14 protein-coding genes and 4 tRNA genes are annotated in these 19,070 nt (G+C 56.9%); 13 read left to right on the top strand and 5 right to left on the bottom strand.

The genetic code is table 11. The annotated features are described in order from the left end of the window. Positions 1-171 precede the first annotated feature (171 nt). From HNQ59_RS13890 to pstS (HNQ59_RS13870), 5 genes are all read left to right on the top strand, one after another. A complete protein-coding gene (locus HNQ59_RS13890) occupies positions 172-1,875 on the top strand; it encodes a CocE/NonD family hydrolase (RefSeq protein WP_184040592.1) in 1,704 nt (567 codons plus the stop codon). Positions 1,876-2,104: 229 nt separating this feature from the next. Continuing rightward, positions 2,105-2,878, top strand: coding sequence for a TrmH family RNA methyltransferase (locus HNQ59_RS13885; RefSeq protein WP_184040589.1), 774 nt, complete (start codon positions 2,105-2,107; stop codon positions 2,876-2,878). 55 nt (positions 2,879-2,933) lie between these two features. Further along, complete coding sequence (locus HNQ59_RS13880; RefSeq protein WP_184040586.1) at positions 2,934-3,347, top strand: hypothetical protein; 414 nt, start codon at positions 2,934-2,936, stop codon at positions 3,345-3,347. A gap of 572 nt (positions 3,348-3,919) precedes the next feature. Then, complete coding sequence (pstS, locus tag HNQ59_RS13875) at positions 3,920-4,921, top strand: phosphate ABC transporter substrate-binding protein PstS (RefSeq protein ID WP_184040583.1); 1,002 nt, start codon at positions 3,920-3,922, stop codon at positions 4,919-4,921. A gap of 359 nt (positions 4,922-5,280) precedes the next feature. Beyond that, the gene (gene pstS / locus HNQ59_RS13870) at positions 5,281-6,324 is read left to right on the top strand and encodes a phosphate ABC transporter substrate-binding protein PstS (protein ID WP_184040580.1); all 1,044 of its coding nucleotides are present in this window, start codon (positions 5,281-5,283) and stop codon (positions 6,322-6,324) included. 203 nt (positions 6,325-6,527) lie between these two features. On the opposite strand, the gene HNQ59_RS13865 is transcribed toward pstS (HNQ59_RS13870), so the two are convergent. Further along, positions 6,528-7,085 carry an arylesterase gene (locus tag HNQ59_RS13865; protein WP_184040814.1) on the bottom strand — a complete coding sequence of 186 codons (558 nt, stop codon included), beginning with the start codon at positions 7,083-7,085 and terminating at the stop codon, positions 6,528-6,530. A 172-nt stretch (positions 7,086-7,257) separates the two neighbouring features. Here HNQ59_RS13865 and HNQ59_RS13860 point away from each other — a divergent pair, with 172 nt between their 5' ends. The 4 genes from HNQ59_RS13860 to HNQ59_RS13845 all read left to right on the top strand — a co-directional run bounded on the left by HNQ59_RS13860 (position 7,258) and on the right by HNQ59_RS13845 (position 12,983). After that, on the top strand, positions 7,258-7,974 hold the full coding sequence (locus tag HNQ59_RS13860) for an ABC transporter ATP-binding protein (protein WP_246491001.1): 717 nt from the start codon (positions 7,258-7,260) through the stop codon (positions 7,972-7,974). Further along, on the top strand, positions 7,971-10,460 hold the full coding sequence (locus tag HNQ59_RS13855; protein WP_184040577.1) for an ABC transporter permease: 2,490 nt from the start codon (positions 7,971-7,973) through the stop codon (positions 10,458-10,460). The genes HNQ59_RS13860 and HNQ59_RS13855 overlap by 4 nt, the downstream gene beginning before the upstream one ends. A 12-nt stretch (positions 10,461-10,472) precedes the next feature. Continuing rightward, positions 10,473-11,051, top strand: coding sequence for a DUF2946 family protein (locus tag HNQ59_RS13850; RefSeq protein ID WP_184040574.1), 579 nt, complete (start codon positions 10,473-10,475; stop codon positions 11,049-11,051). Positions 11,052-11,162: 111 nt separating this feature from the next. Then, the gene (locus HNQ59_RS13845) at positions 11,163-12,983 is read left to right on the top strand and encodes an alkaline phosphatase D family protein (RefSeq protein ID WP_184040572.1); all 1,821 of its coding nucleotides are present in this window, start codon (positions 11,163-11,165) and stop codon (positions 12,981-12,983) included. Positions 12,984-13,180: 197 nt separating this feature from the next. On the opposite strand, the gene HNQ59_RS13840 is transcribed toward HNQ59_RS13845, so the two are convergent. The 4 genes from HNQ59_RS13840 to HNQ59_RS13825 form a co-directional block, all read right to left on the bottom strand. Next, a tRNA-Asp gene (locus tag HNQ59_RS13840) sits at positions 13,181-13,257 on the bottom strand. Positions 13,258-13,282: 25 nt separating this feature from the next. Then, positions 13,283-13,358 (bottom strand) — tRNA-Val (locus HNQ59_RS13835). Between the two features lie 51 nt (positions 13,359-13,409). After that, a tRNA-Asp gene (locus HNQ59_RS13830) sits at positions 13,410-13,486 on the bottom strand. A gap of 23 nt (positions 13,487-13,509) precedes the next feature. Beyond that, positions 13,510-13,585, bottom strand: a tRNA-Val gene (locus tag HNQ59_RS13825). Positions 13,586-13,782: 197 nt separating this feature from the next. Here HNQ59_RS13825 and HNQ59_RS13820 point away from each other — a divergent pair. The 4 genes from HNQ59_RS13820 to gspE are packed head-to-tail and all read left to right on the top strand — an operon-like array spanning position 13,783 to position 18,621. Further along, positions 13,783-14,106 carry a hypothetical protein gene (locus tag HNQ59_RS13820; protein ID WP_184040570.1) on the top strand — a complete coding sequence of 108 codons (324 nt, stop codon included), beginning with the start codon at positions 13,783-13,785 and terminating at the stop codon, positions 14,104-14,106. 55 nt (positions 14,107-14,161) lie between these two features. Continuing rightward, a complete protein-coding gene (locus HNQ59_RS13815) occupies positions 14,162-15,028 on the top strand; it encodes a type II secretion system protein N (RefSeq protein ID WP_184040568.1) in 867 nt (288 codons plus the stop codon). A gap of 8 nt (positions 15,029-15,036) precedes the next feature. Then, positions 15,037-17,160: a type II secretion system secretin GspD gene (gene gspD / locus HNQ59_RS13810; RefSeq protein WP_184040567.1), complete on the top strand. Its 2,124-nt coding sequence runs from the start codon at positions 15,037-15,039 to the stop codon at positions 17,158-17,160. A gap of 3 nt (positions 17,161-17,163) precedes the next feature. Then, on the top strand, positions 17,164-18,621 hold the full coding sequence (gene gspE, locus HNQ59_RS13805; RefSeq protein ID WP_184040566.1) for a type II secretion system ATPase GspE: 1,458 nt from the start codon (positions 17,164-17,166) through the stop codon (positions 18,619-18,621). Positions 18,622-19,070: the final 449 nt, after the last annotated feature.

The raw sequence follows: 19,070 nt of genomic DNA, 5'->3' as shown, positions 1-19,070 counted from the left end.
TTGCGCATTAAATATCTCAAAAATCGAATTTAATGCCTGGGTTTGACACTCGCCATGGGGGCGATTATTGTAGTGCAATAGCTCTATTTTCAGAGCGGGAAGGCGGTGAGGTATTCAGCCGTACTTCATCCAACACCACAAAAACAGTCAACTCAACAGAGGAGAGGGAATATGCAATGGTCCGCGCTGCTGGCGGGGCTTGGCCTCGTCTTGTCACTTACGCCTGCTCAGGCGATGATCAGTTGCCAGCCTGTGAAACCCGGCGAGAAATTCGTCAGCCCTATCGTCAACCCAGGCAAGATTTCACCGATCGACGGCACATGTTGGGTCAATAAGCTGACCCTGACAGCGTTTGATGACGCAAAGCTGACCGCGAATGTGTTTCTGCCGCGCATCACCCGTGTGGACCAACGCTTTCCGGCCATCATCATGGTCAACAGCTGGGCATTGGCCGATTTTGAATACCTAGGGCAGGCCGCCCGCCTGGCCAGGGATGGCTATGTAGTCTACAGCTACTCGACACGTGGTTTCTGGCAATCGGAGGGTCAGGTCGAAGTGGCTGGGCCGCAGGATATCCGTGACGTGTCCTCGGCCTTGGATTGGTTGCAGGCCCACGCGCCGGTGGATATGAAAAATGTCGGTATCAGCGGGATTTCCTATGGTTCTGGCATCTCGCTGATTGCATTGGCGCAGGAGCCGCGCCTGAAGACGGCTGCGGCGCTGTCAACTTGGGGCAATCTGGAAGATGAGCTGTACGGCGCCGACACCGCCAACCAGACCTGGTCCGATCTGCTGGTGAATTCAGGCAAGTTGTTTGGTCGCCTGAATCCTATCGTGCCCGCTTATGCCGCTGCGCTGAAGGAGCCGCGCACGCCCAAGTCGAAGATCGATGAAATCCGCGTATGGGCGAGAATCCGTTCGCCCTTGCAATATGTGCCGATGCTGAATGCCCGACAGGCGCCGGTTTTCATCAGCAAGAATTTTCAGGATGACCTGTTCACCCCCAATTCCTCCCTGGAGATGTTCCGCCGCCTGACCGGCCCGAAGAAATTATTGGTCAATCAAGGCATCCACGCGGTGACCGAGGTGCCAGGGGCATTGCTGGGGGCAGACAATTACATCTATGACCAGGCTCATCGATGGTTCGACTACTGGCTGAAGGGCGAGCCCAACGGGATCGTGGATGAGCCCAAGGTGACGATGGAGGTCAAATTCAGCCGGGCGCGTGACTCGTTCGACGACTACCCCGCCAGCAATGTGCTCGATCATACCTACTACCTGCATCCCCGTGGGGCGGTGCGCTGGGATCTGAGCTGCTGGTGTTGGAAGGGCGGCGTGGGCGAGCTGGCCAGCACAGCGAATCAGCAGACGGCGGATGACTGGATCGACAATGCCGCCGACACCACCGCCACCAGCGGGCCGATCCCGATCTTCTCGACACTGGCCGAGTCCGCCAATATTCCTATCGTCAATTGGCTGCCCTCGGTGCATCGTGGCCAGGGAGTGCGTTATGAGGGGCCATGGTTGCGTGATGCCTTGCGGCTGAGAGGCATACCCAAGCTGACCTTGAAGTTGAAGCCATCCCAGCCGCAAGCCCAGTTGGTTGCCTATCTGTATGATGTCGATGGCCTGGGCTTTGGCAAGCTGATCACCCATGGCGTGCGCACCGTGGTGGATGCCCGGCCTGGTGCGGTGCTGGATTTCCCCATCGAGTTCTCCGCCACGGCCTATGATGTGCCCGCGGGCCACCGGGTGGCGGTGGTGCTGGATACCCGTGACAGCCTGTATGCTCACCCGTCTGATGGCTATCTTGACAAGCGGCTGGTGTTCAATGGCCATACCCAATCCACGCTGATCCTGCCCAGCATCCGCTGAGGTACAAGGCCCTGTTGGTAAGGTTTCATCTGTCGTCAGCAGTGTTTGGTGTGGTCGGCAAAACACGCCTCGGTGCTGGCCGGAGAAGCATGCTGACAGGGCCTCGGGCTTGATTTCACACTGTAAATGAAAACGATGCCAGTGGAACCCGGCCCACAGGTGGCAACGGAGGTTGCCGTCCTGGCGGCCAACAGGGACAATAGCGGCCTTGCTTGTGGTATTGGTCATCATGGACGCTATTGCTTCCCGTCAGAATTCCCAAATCAAACAATTGGTCAAATGGCATGAATCCGCCCGAGAGCGCCGGAAAAGCGGCGTTGCGGTGCTGGAGGGCATCCATCTGGTGCAAAGCTGGTGTGACACCGGGCGGACGCCCGCCTGGCTGGTCGCTGCGGAGTCCGCACTGGGACACCCGGAGGTGGCTGCACTGTGGGCGCAGCGGGTGGATAAACACCTGCTGGTGTCGGATGCGTTGTTCAGTCAGTTGTTCGATATCCAGCCTGGCGTGGGCCTGGTGGCGGTGATTGCCGTGCCGGTGCCTCAGCCAGCGCATTACCAGACCATTCTGTTGTTGGATGACATTCAAGACCCATTGAATGTGGGGGGCATATTGCGGACGGCAGCGGCTGCAGGGGTGGAGGCAGTCTATCTGTCCAATCACTGCGCGGATGCCTGGTCGCCCAAGGTGTTGCGTGGCGCCATGGGTGGGCACTGGGTACTGGCCATCCACGAGCAGGCAGCGCTGGCGGAGGTCATCCGCCAGTTTGATGGTCAGGTTGTCGCCACGTCACTGGCGGAAAGCCGATCATTGTATGCGGTTGACTTGACCGGCCCAGTTGCCTGGATCATGGGGAACGAGGGCGCAGGTGTATCGCAAGCATTGATGGCGCTGACGACGACTCGGGTGCGTATTCCGATGCCCGGTCGGATCGAGTCGCTGAATGTGGCCGCTGCCACAGCGGTGTGTCTGTTTGAGCAGGTCAGACAACGACAGATGAAATAAAACAGAGAGAAGGATTGTGAAAATCTTGAATGCAAGACCAAAGGGACAATGGCTGATGATGATGACAGCGCTGCTTTCGGTGGCATCGGCATGGGCAGGCAGTGATTACCAGCGCGGCTATGACGAAGGCTATCGCCGTGGGTACGATCGCGGTTACGAAGAAGGCCGTCGTCGCGGCATGCAGATGAATGAGGGTAGTCGCTGGCAGGACGATCGCCGTCCGACCTACCTGATCAGCGTGATGCAAGCGGAGTATGGCGACGGCAACCGCCAGTGTGATGCAACCGATGTATTGGCGGAAAGAGCCAATGGCCAGCTGTCCGTCAGCATCAAGGTGAGTAACGACCTGTGTGGTGATCCGGCGCCCGGCATACGCAAAGTCCTGAATGTCATTTATCTGTGCGGAAATGAGCGAAGAAGCGCAACTGCACACGAAAATCGCAGTGTCTTGCTGTACTGTGGGCGGTAACCACAGCTGATCCGGTGTGCCGTTGACAGGGCTTCATCCATGCAGACACCGTGTCAACGGTATTCCGGATTTACCGACGACCCCACCTACCGCGCAGGCATCGAGGCCGCAGCCCCACCGCCAGTACCCTGAGGCGTTGATCGCCGCCCGCTCCCCCATCCTCTCCTCGTCTGATCATTCACGCGCCACCTTTCCCATGCATCATCAATGTGGTGTCAATTCCTTGTTGGTAAATCATTTTCCTTTTCGGTACATGTGCGTATTTTGTAGGTAGAATTACGCATAAATTTAACGCTGTTAATATGTATTATTGGTGTTTAAGATTGTTAGTTAAGTATTTGTTATATATTGATTATTGATTGAGTTTTGTTTGATTTCATGAATTTAATAGGTAGGAAAAATTTGATGATCATGCTTTTTTGATGATGTGTGTTTTGCTACGATTCATGCAAATGTAATGCATGTGCTGTCATGCTGAATCGACAGCGGAATCGTGATTGATCGAATTGAGGTTTAAAGTGTCTATTGTTCGTCGTTTAGTGCCTGTTGCGGCAGTTTTGGTTTCACTGAGCATGGCTCAGCCAGTGGCAGCTGTGGAAGTGATGGGAGCTGGCGCCTCCGCTGCCGGAACCATTTACAACAAATGGGCGGACGGTTGGCAGAAAAATGGTGGCCATAGTCTGCGGTACGAGACCATGGGGCCGGTCAAGATGGTTGAGGCAGTCCGGGGCGGTAAGATTGATTTCGGCGTGACCGACGCACCACCCAGTAGCGCAGAGCTGAACAAGATCGGCCTGGTGGCATTTCCGACCGTGATTTCAGGCTTGGTGCCGGTCGTCAACCTGCCAGGGGTAAAGGGCGGTCAGCTGCGCCTGAATGCAGATGTGCTGGCGCGCATCATGAGTGGTAAGGTCACCGACTGGGCAGACCCCGCCATCCTGGCTTTGAACGAAAACAGCCACTTGACCTCCAGAGCGATCAAAGTCATTGTGCGGGGCGACAATTCTGGCTCTACTCAGCATCTGACCCACTATCTGTCGGCAACCTCGCCAGAGTGGAAGTCTAATTTCGGCACGGGTTATACCGTCAAGTGGATGGCTGGCGCCACGGCTGTCAAGGGCTCGGCGGAGATGGCCGCAGCGGTGAAAAGCACGGAAGGTGCAATCGGCTATGTCGACTTCGGTATTGCTCTTGAGCAGGGCCTGACCGATGTTCGCATGGAAAATGCAGCGGGCAAGTTTGTACGCGCCACCCCGAATGCATTCGTTGAGGCGATGCAGAATAGCACCTGGCCAAGCCGGGGCGATTTTGATGAGAAACTGACCAATATGCGTGGTTCAGGCAGCTGGCCGATCGCCATGGCGATGTTTGCCGTCATGCCCAAAGTGGCGGAAAACGTACCGCGCACTTCTGCTGCTGTGCAACTGTTCATCCGTGGCTTTGTGTCGGGTGATCGTGCGGCGAATTCTTCTTCCTATGCCTCGTTGCCGGTGGCCGTGCAAGGTAAGGCTACCAACACCATGGCCTCCATCCGCGACAAGAGCGGCCAGCCATTGCCTGTGTCATTCTTCTGATCATCAGGTTCCCCTCACCATCCAACAATTGGGCCGGGTCATGTGACCCGGTTTTTTTTTGCCCCGATCAAGCCAATGCAGATATGTCTGCGAGCACCTGTCACTACGCTCGATCCGGCTCAGTCAACAGCTGTCCGGCTGGTCGGCTCTCATTGCGCAATGCCGCAATCTATTTGCAATCGTGTCAACAAAACCTAGTATGAAAAAGTATTTCAGTGTTGGTGGGGTTCATTTCGACTTGCACCAAGAGCAAGTCGGTGGCGGCTCTCGCCTGTCTGGCATGATCAATTCGTATGTATGATTGGCTGGATGTGGTGTCTGGGATAGGCTGCCGCACAACAAAGTGATGAGGAGGCGTCATGCGGGGTTGGTTGCTGGGTGGGTATATCGGTTTGATGGGGTGCCTGGGTGGGCCGGTCATGGCCTTGGAGCTGTCAGCGGTGGGGTCATCTGCCGCTGCGCCGCTGTACTCGAAATGGGCAGCATCCATCCAGAAAAATGGTGGACATACATTGAAATTCGATCCTGCCGGCTCAGCCAAAGGCATCGAGTCGGCAAAAGGTGGAAAAGTGGATTTTGGCGCGACAGATGCGCTGCCTCCCGCTGCAGAGCTTACCAAGGCAGGAGTGATTGCCTTCCCGACGGCTTTGACGGCGGTGGTGCCGGTGGTCAACCTGCCAGGGGTCAAGCCTGGCCAGATCAAGTTGAATGGTGAGGTGTTGGCCAAAATCTTCAGTGGCAAGATTGTCGAATGGGCAGACCCAGCCATCTTGGCGCTCAATGAAAATGAAAAGGTGCCCTCTCGTCCCATCAAATTGGTGGTGCGCGCCGATGGCTCGGGCTCGACCTTTGTGCTGACTGAGTACCTGTCTCGTATGTCCGCCGATTGGAAAGGTAATTTCGGGGCTGGCTTCAGTGTCAAATGGCCGAGCTGGGCGGTGCAGGTGAAGGGCACGGCTGGCGTGGCGGCATCGGTGAAGGCGACGGAGGGCGCAATCGGCTATGTCGATTTCGGTGCGGTGGTCGAGTCTGGGCTGGTGGATGTGCGGCTCGTCAACGCCGCAGGCAAGGCAGCCAAGGCGTCGGTAAGCAGTATCACAGATGCGGTGCTCAGTAGCGCTTGGCAAACCAAAGGGGATTTCGACGAGCTGTTGATCAACCGGCAGGGCAACAACGCTTGGCCGATCGTGACCGGTACATTTGTCCTGGTGCCCAAGGTGTTGGACAAGGCCAGAGGCGATGTGCTGGCCGAGTTCTTTGTGCGTGGCTTTATGAATGGCGACGCCGCGGTCAGCAGTGCATCCTTTGTCAAATTGCCTGATCAGGTCAAGGGCAAGGCGACTGGTGCGTTGTCGCAGCTTCGTGACAAGTCAGGCAATCCATTCAATATGTCATTTTTCTAGAATGCTGCCGGCGGGCCTTGTGGTGGGTGTGGTTGGCGCGGGTTGTTTGTATCGGCCTCGATGGGGGGCGGGTTGGTCGATCCAGTCCGCTACGCCAGCGGTGCAGGGCCAGCCTGGGAGTAGGCAGCTGTGCCGGCGGCCCAGCAAGGGCCTGCCGTAGCCTGCTCTTTCCTGCCTCGCCGCCTATTTGGCACCCAGATGGTCTATTTCACCTGTTTCAGTGCCCGCTCGACAGTGTTGGCAATGTGCGGTTGGGCGGCGGCGGTGGGGTGGATCATATCGTTTTGAAACCATTCCGGCTTGTCTGCAAATCCATCCAATAGAAAGGGCAGCAGTGGAACTTTATGGCTTTGGGCCAGTTCCGAGTACATGCCTGCAAACTGCTGGGAATAGGATTTGCCGAAATTGGGGGGCAGCTGCATGCCAACCAGCAGCACCTTGGCCTTGGCCTGGCGGGCTTTATCGATCATGCTGCCGAGGTTGCGTTTGCTGAGCTTCAGCGGCAAGCCGCGCAAGCCGTCATTGGCGCCCAGCTCCAATACCACGATGGCAGGTTTGTGCTGCGCCAGTGCCGCATCCAGCCTGGAGAGTCCACCCGCCGTCGTTTCGCCGCTGACGCTGGCATTGATGACCTGATATGCTGGTGCCAGTTTTTGGCCCAGCAGCGCGACCCAGCTTTGTTGTTGTGTCAGCCCATAACCTGCGGACAGGCTATCGCCGAACACCAAGATCACGGGTGCGGCGTGGGCTGCCAATGGCATCAGCCAGCAGGCAATCAGCCAGCGCAGCTTGAAAGAGTGGCGCCTGGTGAGCAGGCGAGCAAGGGATGACCATCCGCTTAGGGCGATTTGACGCATGGACGGCATGAGGTGGCCTGATGATGCGGGACTGGGATGAGTGTCCTTGATGATTGGTATAGGTATGAAACGTGACATGAATGTTGCATCCTCTGTGGAATCCGCAATCCGGAATCAGTTGATTGTGAGGGCCGATCAGCTGGTCAAGCAAGTGCCGATGGCTGATGAGCAGTTGACAATACTGCATGGCATTGACCTGAGCATTGCACAGGGTGAGTCGTTGGCGATTATAGGGGCGTCTGGCTCGGGTAAGTCGACCTTGCTCGGTTTGTTGGCCGGGCTGGATGTGCCGACATCTGGCGATGTCTGGTTGGGTGATGCCCAGTTGTCCGCCTTGGATGAAGATGGCCGGGCGCGTTTGCGAGGGGAGCTGGTCGGGTTTGTATTTCAGTCATTCCAGCTGTTACCGGCTTTGACCGCGTTGGAAAACGTCATGTTGCCCTTGGAGCTGGCGGCCAAGCCAGACGCCGAGAAAACCGCCAGGGAGTGGCTGGGTAGAGTGGGGTTGGGGGGGCGATTGACGCATTATCCCAAGCAGCTGTCAGGGGGGGAGCAGCAGCGTGTGGCATTGGCGCGAGCCTTTGCTGGCAACCCACGGCTGTTGTTTGCCGATGAGCCGACTGGCAATCTGGACACCGCAACCGGCCAGCAGATTGTCGAACTGCTGTTTTCGCTGAATCGCGAACAGGGCACCACGCTGGTGCTGGTGACGCATGACCCGCAATTGGCCGAGCGGTGCCATCGCCATGTGCGCATCGCGGCAGGGCGCGTGGTCGAGGATGACGCGTCATGACTTGGCTCCAAACTGGACGGTTGGCGTGGCGGATGCTGCGGCGCGACCTGCGCGCGGGCGAATTGAATGTGCTGATGTTGGCGCTGGTGATTGCCGTGGCAGCCATGACCAGCGTTGGTTTTTTCACCGACCGGATGCAGCGCGCCCTGACCGAGCAGGCCAATGATCTGTTGGGTGCAGATCTGGTTGTCAGTGCCGATAAGCCGATCCCGCCCGCCTGGCAAGCGCTGGCGACCGGGTCAGGGCTGAAGCTGGCGCATACCACCATCTTTCCTAGTATGGTGTTGTCAGGCGAGGGCACGCAGATTGCATCGATCAAAGCAGTCTCCGCAGGCTACCCCTTGCGTGGGCGCTTTCTGCTGGGTACTGCATCCCAGGTGCACCAAGCCGGGCAGATCCCAGCAGCAGGCACGCTCTGGGCTGATGAGCGCCTCCTGTTGCGGCTCAATGCCAAGATAGGTGACCAGGTGCAGCTGGGCGAGGCCTCCTTCCGTATTGCCGAGCGTATCGAGCGGGAGCCTGACGCGGCTATCGATATATTCAATTTCATGCCACGAGTGATCATCAATCAGGCTGATCTTGCTGCGACACAGTTGATCCAGACGGGCAGCCGTGTGCGCTATCGCCTGTTGGTGGCGGGTACGGGCAAGCAGGTTGCCGCTTTTCGAGATGCAATCAAACCGCAGATCGGTCGCGGCCAGCGCCTGGAAACCGTGCAGGATGCTCGCCCGGAGGTGCGCAATGCGCTGGAGCGGGCGCAGCGCTTTCTGGGGCTGGCGGCATTATCCAGCGTGGCCTTGGCTGGTGTGGCCATTGGTTTGGCGACCCGGCGTTATATCGAGCGGCATTTGAACCCGGTGGCGATGATGCGATGCCTTGGTGCCAGTCAGGCAACCATCTTCAGATTGTTCGTCGGGCAGTTTGCCTGCCTGGCTGCCTTGGCTGGCGTGGCTGGTGTAGCCATCGGCTTTGCTGCACAGCATGTGTTGGTCGATATGCTGGCGGGGATGGTTGATCGTGCATTACCTGCGGCGCATTGGTTGCCAGGGGTGCAAGGTTGGTTGGTCGGGGCGTTATTGCTGTTTGGCTTTGCTGTGCCACCTCTGTTGCAGTTGAAAAAGACACCGACACTACGCGTGTTACGACGGGAGGTGTCTGGCGGTACCCGGACGCGTGCCATGTATCTTGCAGGCGGTGGGTTGTTGATTGCCTTGCTGTGGTGGCAGGTCGGTGAGCCCAAGCTGGCCGCCTATGTATTGTCTGGATTCGTCGGCGGGATCGCATTGGCTGCGGCTGCGGGCTGGGGATTGATGCGCCTGCTGCGGCGTTTCAACCGTCGGGCAGGTATCACCTGGCGTTTTGGGGTGGCCAATCTGTATCGTCGCCAGGGCTTGGCAGTGGTGCAGATCGTCGCTTTGTCATTGGGCTTGATGGCGTTGTTGACTTTGACGCTGGTGCGGGGTGACCTATTGCAGTCCTGGCAGCGATCCGTGCCGCCTGACGCGCCCAATCGATTCATCATCAATATCCAACCGGAACAGCGCACGACACTGGCGCAATTCCTGCAACATAACCAGCTGGCCGCACCGATCCAGTACCCCATGATCCGTGGACGCTGGGTCGGTCGGAACGATCAGCCGATCAAGGGCGATCAATATCAGGACGAAAAGACCAAAAACCTGGCTGAGCGCGAATTCAATTTGTCCTGGGCGGATCGACCTCAGGTTGACAATCAGGTGGTGGCGGGTCGGTTCTGGCAGCCTACAGATCAAACACCGCAGTTCAGTGTGGAGGAGGGCTTGGCCGAGCAGCTGGGCATCAAACTAGGCGATCGATTGACATTTGATATCGCAGGGGTTCGCTATACCGCACCGGTCACCAGCCTGCGCAAAGTCAACTGGGACTCCTTCAATGTCAATTTCTTTGTGGTGGCGCCCCCCACCATGCTGGCCAATCAGCCCACCAGCTACATCACCAGTTTTCGTCTGCCCGCAGACCGGGAAGCAGTGGTGCGCGATCTGGTGCGGGCTTTTCCCAATATGACTGTCATCGATGTGGGCAATGTGCTCCGAGAGGTGCGTGACATCATCGGAAAAGTTGCAGGAGCGGTCCAGTTCGTGTTCCTGTTCACCTTGGTGGCCGGGCTGGTGGTGCTGTATGCCGCGTTGGCAGCCACCCAGGACGAGCGCCGATTCGACAATGCCATGTTGCGCACTCTGGGGGGCAGTCGCCGCCAGTTGCTGCACACCGCATTGGCGGAGTTTGCCAGCGTCGGCGCACTGGCTGGTGCGGTGGCTGTCTTGGCGAGTGGGGCATTGGGTTGGGTGGTGTGCGTCAAGTTGTTGAACCTGCCATATCAGCTCAACCCACTGTTGCCGGTGCTAGGGGTGGGTGGGGGGGCGCTGGCGGTCATGCTGGCCGGCTTGCCTGGTGTGATACGCCTGCTGCGGACCCCACCGTTGCATGTGCTGAATCAATCTGCATGAGTTGAAACTGCAATGGATGACATCGTTGTACAGGCGATGGCCAAGTGGCCCAATGTGCCTGCGGTCTACGGCTGGTTGCGTTTGGATCACCGCGGCCAGTGGTGGGTTCGTCAGGAGCGGGTCAACCATGTGGCGCTGGTGGACTTCATCGGTCGAAACTATGCCTGTTCGCCCAATGGTGACTATTATTTCCAGAATGGGCCGCAACAGGTGTATGTCGCACTTGATATCGCACCGTGGGTGGTTCGCCTGCTGGATGATAGCCAATGCAATGACTGGCGGACGCACACCGGGCAAGTGGTGAAGGCTGGCTCGGTGGTGTTGGATGAGGAGGGGAGTGTGTATCTTGATACCCCGCTCGGCTTGGCATTGGTGGACGAACGTGATCTCTTGGCGGTTTCCACTTGGCTTTGCACCAGTCAGCACACGGTCGTGGGCGAGGCCCGGCTATTGGCGTGGTTGGCATCGCAAGGCGAGTCGGACCGATTGTTCATGCGCCTGGGCGGTGAAATGTTGTCTGTCGATTATCTGAGCCGACAGGCGCTGCCCAGTCGGTATCGTTTCCGTCGTAACCCGCAACCATCCGAATGATTCGGTTACGAATTTTTTTGATCAAAATGTAACAAAACTGACGTAGATTGCATGTCTTTTTTGGTAAGATGTGTCAGTTAACGACGTTTACCAACAGGAGGAGTCAATAAAATGGATCGTCGCTCGTTCTTGAAATTCGGTGGGTTTCTCACTGTATCGGCGGCTACGACCGGCCTGACAGGGTGTGGCAGCGATGGCGGCAGCTCGCCAGCGCCAGGTGCAGGTAAGGTGTACAGTTTCCCGCAAGGTGTGGCATCGGGCGACCCGAAAGAAGGCAGCATCATTCTCTGGACGCGTGTCACGCGCAATGATGGCTCGGCAGCCGATATCAATTTCAAAGTGCAGGTCTCGAAAACCGCAGATTTTGCCAATCTGATTGTCGATTTCGCACTAGTGGCCAAGGCAGACTGGGACTTCACCATCCGCCACAAGGTAACGGGGCTGGAGCCCGCCACCACCTATTACTACCGCTTCGTGGCAGGTGATGATGCCTCCACAACTGGTCGCACCAAGACTGCGCCCAAGGCTGACGCCGATCTGTCCAGCCTGAAATTCGCCTATGTCTCCTGTCAGGATTGGTCAGTGAACCATTGGGCGGCATTCGACGAGTTGGTGAATGAAGACATCGACTTCATCGTGCATCTTGGCGACTACATCTATGAAACAGTGGGTGAATCGTTCCAGACCGGCGCGGTGGAAGGGGCACACAGCACATTGACACTGCCCAATGGCACGGTGAGCAAGTCTGGCAAGGGCAAGTATGCAACCACGCTGGCCGACTACCGCTATTTGTATAAACAGTACCGCACCGACCCGCGCCTGCAGGCTCTGCATGCCAAGTTCCCATTCGTGGCAATCTGGGACGACCATGAATTCAGTGATGATTGCTGGGGGGATCACCAGACCTACACCACTGACAATCCTCAGCAGACCGATCGCCGCAAATCCGCCACGCAAGCCTGGTATGAATTCATGCCTGCGGATGTGACCTTCGACGCCACGCAGCCTGATTTCTCAAAACAGATCAGCAATTTCCGCGATCTGCAGTTCGGTAAGCTGATGCATCTGATCGTGACGGATCAGCGCCTGTTCCGTACCGATCACGTGATTCCAGAAACCCTGTCCCCGCTGGGTGAGGTGGGTAGCCGCTACTTTGTGAAACAGTCTGATCTGGCGGGGGCTGAGGCAAAAAAAATGGCCGCTGCAACTGCGCAGACCGGCAGCCTGCCAGGCGGCCCCTTCCCGCTGGCCGCCACATCCATCTTGGGTGAAGTGCAGCGTGGGTGGTGGAAGCAAAAGATGGCGACCTCTACCGCAGCCTGGAAGGTGTGGGTCAATGAGGTATCGCTGTTGCGTATGCAGGTGAATCTCGCGACGCTGGCCCAGCTGGGTGTGCAAGTGCCAGACGCATTCAAATCCAATTTCATCTTGAATGCCGACCAGTGGGATGGTTTCAATGCTGAGCGGAAGGACATGATGGGCTTCCTGAAGACGAATGGCGTCAAGAATGTCGTGGCCATCACGGGCGATATCCATGCCTTCTTTGCCGGGAGCGTAATGGACGACTTCGATGCCGCGACACCCACGCCCGTAATGGTGGATTTGGTGACAGCCGGGATCTCCAGCAACTCCTTCCAGTCATATTTCAAATCAGTGGTGAGTGATAACCCGACCTTTGCTCCCTTGGCGGATTTGGTTTACAAGGGGGATGTCAATACCTTCGATTTCAATGTGAAAGCCTTCAACCCCTGGATTGTGCATGCAGATACCGATGCGCAAGGATATGCGGTGGTGACATTGACTCCGGAAAAGATGGTCACGGTCTTCAAGAAGGTAGGCAAGCTCAGTAACGGTCGTCTGCCGGTGCAGACAATTGCCTATAGCACCAGGTTGACAGTCAATCGAGATGTGCCTGCCGTAGTAGTCGGCTGATCGGCTCGGCCCATGGTTCAAAGCCCGCGCAAGCGGGCTTTTTCATATGAGGCAAGTGGCCTCAAGTATGGTGGATTTGCCATCCGATAGCCGTGCTGGAGAATTGGAATGCATTGCTGGCGCCGCTGGAGCAGCGTGCGTGGATGCTCTAAAGTAGCTGAGTTCGATATGGATCTGAAAGTGAAATAGGAGGGATTTGGCGGAGCGGACGGGGCTCGAACCCGCGACCCCCGGCGTGACAGGCCGGTATTCTAACCAACTGAACTACCGCTCCGCAGCGGTGTCAACAAGAAGCTGTCTGGTGGGCGCTGACGGAGTCGAACCGCCGACATTCTGCTTGTAAGGCAGACGCTCTACCAACTGAGCTAAGCGCCCGTTGCAAATGTCACAATGCAACGGCTTCATGCTGAGAGACATGAGTGTTGCTGGCGGAGCGGACGGGGCTCGAACCCGCGACCCCCGGCGTGACAGGCCGGTATTCTAACCAACTGAACTACCGCTCCGCAGCGGTTCTTGACGCAAGGCTTGGTGGGCGCTGACGGAGTCGAACCGCCGACATTCTGCTTGTAAGGCAGACGCTCTACCAACTGAGCTAAGCGCCCGTTGCGTCGAAGAGGGGCGCATTTAATCATGCTTTGTCGGAGGGGTCAACACTCTTTTGCAAAAAAATTTCATCTCGTGTTGGGCGTGGTAGGGGGCTGCGAAGCCGCATGGTTGCTAGGTTTTTAAAAATCAATTGCTTGGGTGGGGTGGCTGTGTCGGTGGTGAATTCCTGTGTTTCTGCTTGTTGGTGATGGCCATGGCAGCAGAAGTTGGTCAAGCTGATTGGATGGGCCGTCAGTCAGGCGTATTGAACGTGTTTTCATTTGTATGGTCTCGACCACTTAACAGCATTATTCGATATACTGCCTTGGTGCCGGATTTGTCGTCGCTGTGGTGGCGATCTGCTCTGCTCGTGGATCGTCGGCTCGGATCGCTTGATCAGCAAGGTGGCTGGCAGGTGTTGAATGCAATGCGGGATGACATGGGATGTTCAACATATGATGTGGCGTATCCAGTGCACATATTGAAGCGGGTTTCGTATAATCCGGTGCCAAACCCATTTTTGCCTGAGCCGGTTTGATTCAGTTCAAAGCGGCGGGCTTCACATACTCGACTGGCTCAGCCAGCATACCCTGATGCGACAAACGCAGATTCCTTTCAAACTGATCAATATCCTGCTGATTGCCCTGATAGCTTGGTTGGGCGCCAGTATCACATGGCGTTTCATCACGCCTCAATCTGCTGCGCCCGTGAAACCTGCTACACCGGTGGTGGTCACACAGCCCAGGCCGACGTTGGATCTCAGCATGGTCGCGGGTATGTTTGGCCGCCCGCTGGGCAATGTCGATGACGGTCAGATCGTGCCTAGCAGCCTACCTTATAAGTTGCGTGGCGTGATCACCGGAACGGCAACCCAGGCACCTGCGGCGACGTTTTCTGGCGTGGGTACCAAAGAGGTGGCAGTGACGATCGATGATGAGATCCAACCCGGTGTGACATTGATCGAGGTGGCGTCGGATCATGTCATTGTGCGGAACAATGGCCGTCGTGAGCGCATCGAGCTGGATGCCAAGCCCGCCCTGGTGATTGACGGTGCTGCATCGCCAGCCGGGGCAGGGCAGGGGATGCCGATGGGGGTGCGCGAACCTGGCATGCCAGATGAGGTGTTGCCATCCAATGGCGAGGGTGGTGCGTTGGTGTTGACCATACCACGGGCTGTGCTGGTGAATGCACTTCAATCTGGAAATGTGGCCGAGTGGGCAACCGGGCTGAAGCCCGAGCCCAAGGGTGGCATCCGGATCACTGGTGGCAGTGCGCAGGCCTTGGTGAGCGCGCTGGAGCTGCGGGATGGCGATGTCCTGCGCAAGATCAATGGCGCGCAGTTGAGCCGACCGGGTGATATTGCGCTGGTTTACAACGAATTTACTCAGAAAAACAAAGTGCAACTGGAAGTCTTGCGCGATGGTCGACCGGCCATGCTGGACTATACGCTGCAACCATAAGGTCGATCATGATCAGAAAAACACTTCCCATTCTGCTGGCCGCCACGCTGTTTGCTTCGTCTCTGTCTTTTGCGGCGGACGAAAACAAGGTGATGCTGAATTTTGTCAATGCCGATATCGAATCGACCGTCAAGGCCGTGGGCTTGATCTCGGGTAAGAATTTTGTACTGGACCCACGGGTGAAGGGCACCATCAATATCGTTTCATCCACACCGGTTGCGAAGGATCTGGTGTATCCGATCCTGCTTTCGTCATTGCGCTTGCAGGGTTTTTCGGCAGTGGAATCGACCGGTGTGATCAAGATCGTGCCCGAGGCTGATGCCAAGCAGCATTTCAGCGTTACCGCTGACAAAAATCTGAGCGTGACTGGTGACAAGATCGTCACGCAGGTCTTCCCGTTGAAATATGAGTCTGCCGCTCAGCTGGTGCCGATTCTACGGCCATTGATCACGCCCAATAACATGATTGCAGCGTATAACAATGCCAATACGCTGGTGATCACCGACTATGCTGAGAATATCAAGCGCATCAATCGGATCGTCGCTTCCATCGATCAGCCCTCATCGGCGGAGTTTTTTGCCATTCCGCTCAAACACAGCTCAGCACTGGATGTGGCGAGCACTCTGGCACGCTTGATGCCCGAGCTGGGCACCAGTGGCATTCCGGGCCAGCCGATGGTGCCAGGCATGGGGGCGGAAGGGGTCAAGCGAAGCTCGGTGATCGCCGATCCACGCTCCAACAGCCTGCTGATTCGTAGCGAAACCTCAGCCACTGCTCAAAATGTCCGGCGGCTGGTTGAGATGCTGGATCAGCCTGCGCAAAGTGGCAGTAATATCAATGTGGTGTATCTGAAGAATGCCAACGCCACCAAATTGGCGCAGACCTTGCGTTCGATCATCACGGGGGATACTTCATCGAGTGCGTCGTCTAGCAGCAGCTCAGGGCTGTCTCAAAACAGCGCGCCCATGCAGGGTGGCATGCCCAGCTCTCCCTTATCACCGGTTGCGACCAACAGCAGTGCCAGCAACAGCGCCTCTGGCGCACAAGGCGGGATGATCCAGGCGGATGTGGCCACCAACTCCTTGATCATCACCGCGCCTGACTATGTGTATCGCAATATCCGTGCGGTGATCGACAAGTTGGATGTGCGCCGTGCACAGGTCTATCTGGAGGCCTTGATTGCAGAGGTGAACGCCGGTGATACTTCAGAGTTCGGTTTCCAATGGTTGACCGCCGATGGTTTGAAGGATGGCGCTCCGTCGTACCGGGGCTTTGGTGGAACCAACTTTGGTGAGGGCGGCAAGAATATCCTCAATGTGCTGCAAAACCCTTTGGGTGCGGCTTCTGGCCTCAGTGTCGGCGTGGCACGTGGCAAGATTAGCCTGGGCGGTAAGGATTACCTGAATCTGGGCATGCTGGCGCGGGCATTGGAGGACAACAAGGCTGGCAATGTGCTCTCCACACCCAATCTGCTGACCCTGGACAATGAAGATGCCAAGATCCTGGTGGGGCAGAACGTGCCATTCAAAACCACCAGCCAGCCACAAAGCGGCAATACCACCAATCCTTTTACCACTTTCGAGCGTAAAGACATCGGTATCACGCTCAGTGTGACGCCGCAGATTTCGGAAGGTGGCGGCATCACCATGAAGATCTTCCAAGAGGTCTCCAGCATTGATGATAGCGCGATCAAGAGCGAAGACCTGATCACCAAAAAACGCACCATTGAGTCCAAGGTGCTGGTGGATGACGGCCAGATCATCGTATTGGGTGGGCTGATCGAGAACAAAGTCAACAGCGGTGTCAGCAAGGTGCCCCTGCTGGGTGATATTCCGATATTGGGCAATCTGTTCAAATATGAAAGCCGTACTTCAACCAAAACCAATCTGATGGTATTCCTGCGACCGGTGGTGCTCAAAGATGGCGCGGCAGCCACTGCATTGTCTGGGGATCGCTATGAATATATCCGCGAGCAGCAGCGGGATTTCAAGCTGCCGGATTCCTTTGTGCTGCATAATCCCCCCACCGTTGTGGCGCCCGAGTTGACGCCCATTCAGAAGACCAAGCCAGACTCCAAGACCGAAGCAGCCAGCCAGCCAGCTGTTGATCAACCCGCCAGCGAGAAGAAATAAGGCATGGAACATCGCATTCCTTATCATTTCGCCAAAAACAAGGGTGTGATCGATGCCGGTGAGCAAGATGGTAAGATCCAGATCTGGGCACGTGACGACATCGATCCCTTGACCTTGTCAGAGGTAAGGCGGGTTTTGCTGAAGCCATTGGCGATCAGCCTGTTTCCACCAGAAGACTTCGAGCAGCGCCTTGCAGCGGTCTATTCCCGTGGTGACAGCCAAGCCGCCAGCGTGGTGGAAGACGTCGAGCAGGACTACGACCTGTCTCGGCTGGCGCAAGAGCTGCCCGAAATCGAAGACCTGTTGGAAGCCGAGGATGACGCGCCGATCATCCGCCTTATCAACGCCGTGTTGACACAGGCCTTGCGTGAATATGCTTCTGATATCCACATCGAGCCATTCGAAACCCGCTCTGTCGTCCGATTTCGGATCGATGGCAAGCTGATCGACGTCATCGAGCCCAAGCGGGCCTTGCATGCCGCAGTGGTATCTCGCATCAAGGTAATGGCGAATCTGGACATCTCAGAAAAACGCCTGCCACAAGATGGCCGTATTACCCTGCGCATCGCGGGGCGTCCAGTCGATGTGCGCGTCTCAACGTTGCCCACTGGACACGGAGAGCGGGTGGTGCTGCGTCTGCTGGATAAATCCGCCGGCAAGATGGATCTGACCAGGCTCGGCATGAGCGGTGACACACTGGACCAGCTGCACGAGCTGATTGCCCAACCACATGGCATCATCCTCGTCACCGGCCCAACCGGCTCGGGCAAGACGACAACACTCTATGCCGCCTTGGCGCAGATGGACGCCAAGACCACCAACATCATGACGGTCGAAGATCCCATCGAATACGACCTCGATGGCGTCGGCCAGACCCAGGTCAACTCGCGTATCGAAATGAATTTTGCACGGGCGCTACGTTCGATTCTGCGGCAAGACCCGGATGTCATCATGATCGGTGAAATCCGCGACCTCGAAACCGCACAGATTGCCGTACAAGCCTCACTGACTGGCCACTTGGTGCTGGCTACCCTGCACACCAACGATGCGGCCAGCGCGGTCACGCGGTTGGTCGATATGGGGATCGAGCCTTTCTTGCTGGCATCCAGCTTGATTGGCGTACTCGCACAACGCCTGGCGCGTAACCTGTGCCCAGAATGCAAACTGGAGCATCGCCCAAGCGAAGCAGAGCACACCCTGCTCGGTCGAGATGCCCCCATCTACCGCCCAGTTGGCTGCCCGGTTTGTAATTTCAACGGATATAAAGGCCGAAGCGGTCTCTATGAATTGTTGGTAGTCGATGACCTCATGCGTCGCCATATTCATGACGGCACCGCCGAAGGCGCGATTCGCGACTACGCTGTCAGCAAAGGCATGTTGACCTTGCGCCAAGACGGCGTGCGTAAAGTCCTGCAGGGCGACACCTCACTGGAAGAAGTACTACGCGTCACGCGAGACTGATGGTTTTGACAGAGATGATGACCCGAAGCCAGTCTGATAAGACTGGCTTTTTATGAATTATCACAAATCTTTGAGGGTGTGTTCCTCCTTGGGCCTGCCGTGAGTATTGCTCTGGTGGTCATAGAACACGTACCTGCATCCCCTGGTGCAGTAATGCAAATCTCCACGCTGGTTTGATAAGTCTTGGTGGACTCGTCAGAGCAGAATGCCTCGCAATCTTGGAGTTACCAGATCGTAGGCGCACGGCCCAGAGCAACCTACCATCACAAAGCACGAGGGGTCTGCCGGCTGGCTGTGGGCAGTGTCTGCCGGCCCCTGGACGACGTACTGTCGTTTGGGGATGCACCATCCCCTCATATCGCACTTTCCTCTTCCCGACTTCTCAAGCCAAGCCCCCTGCATGGTGATCGCCATGACGTCACGGTCAGGCCTAAACATAGGGCTGGCTC

It is taken from the genome of Chitinivorax tropicus, assembly GCF_014202905.1.
In the GTDB taxonomy this organism is placed as follows: Bacteria; Pseudomonadota; Gammaproteobacteria; order Burkholderiales; family SCOH01; genus Chitinivorax; species Chitinivorax tropicus.
This window is presented reverse-complemented; position numbering and strand designations above follow the sequence as displayed.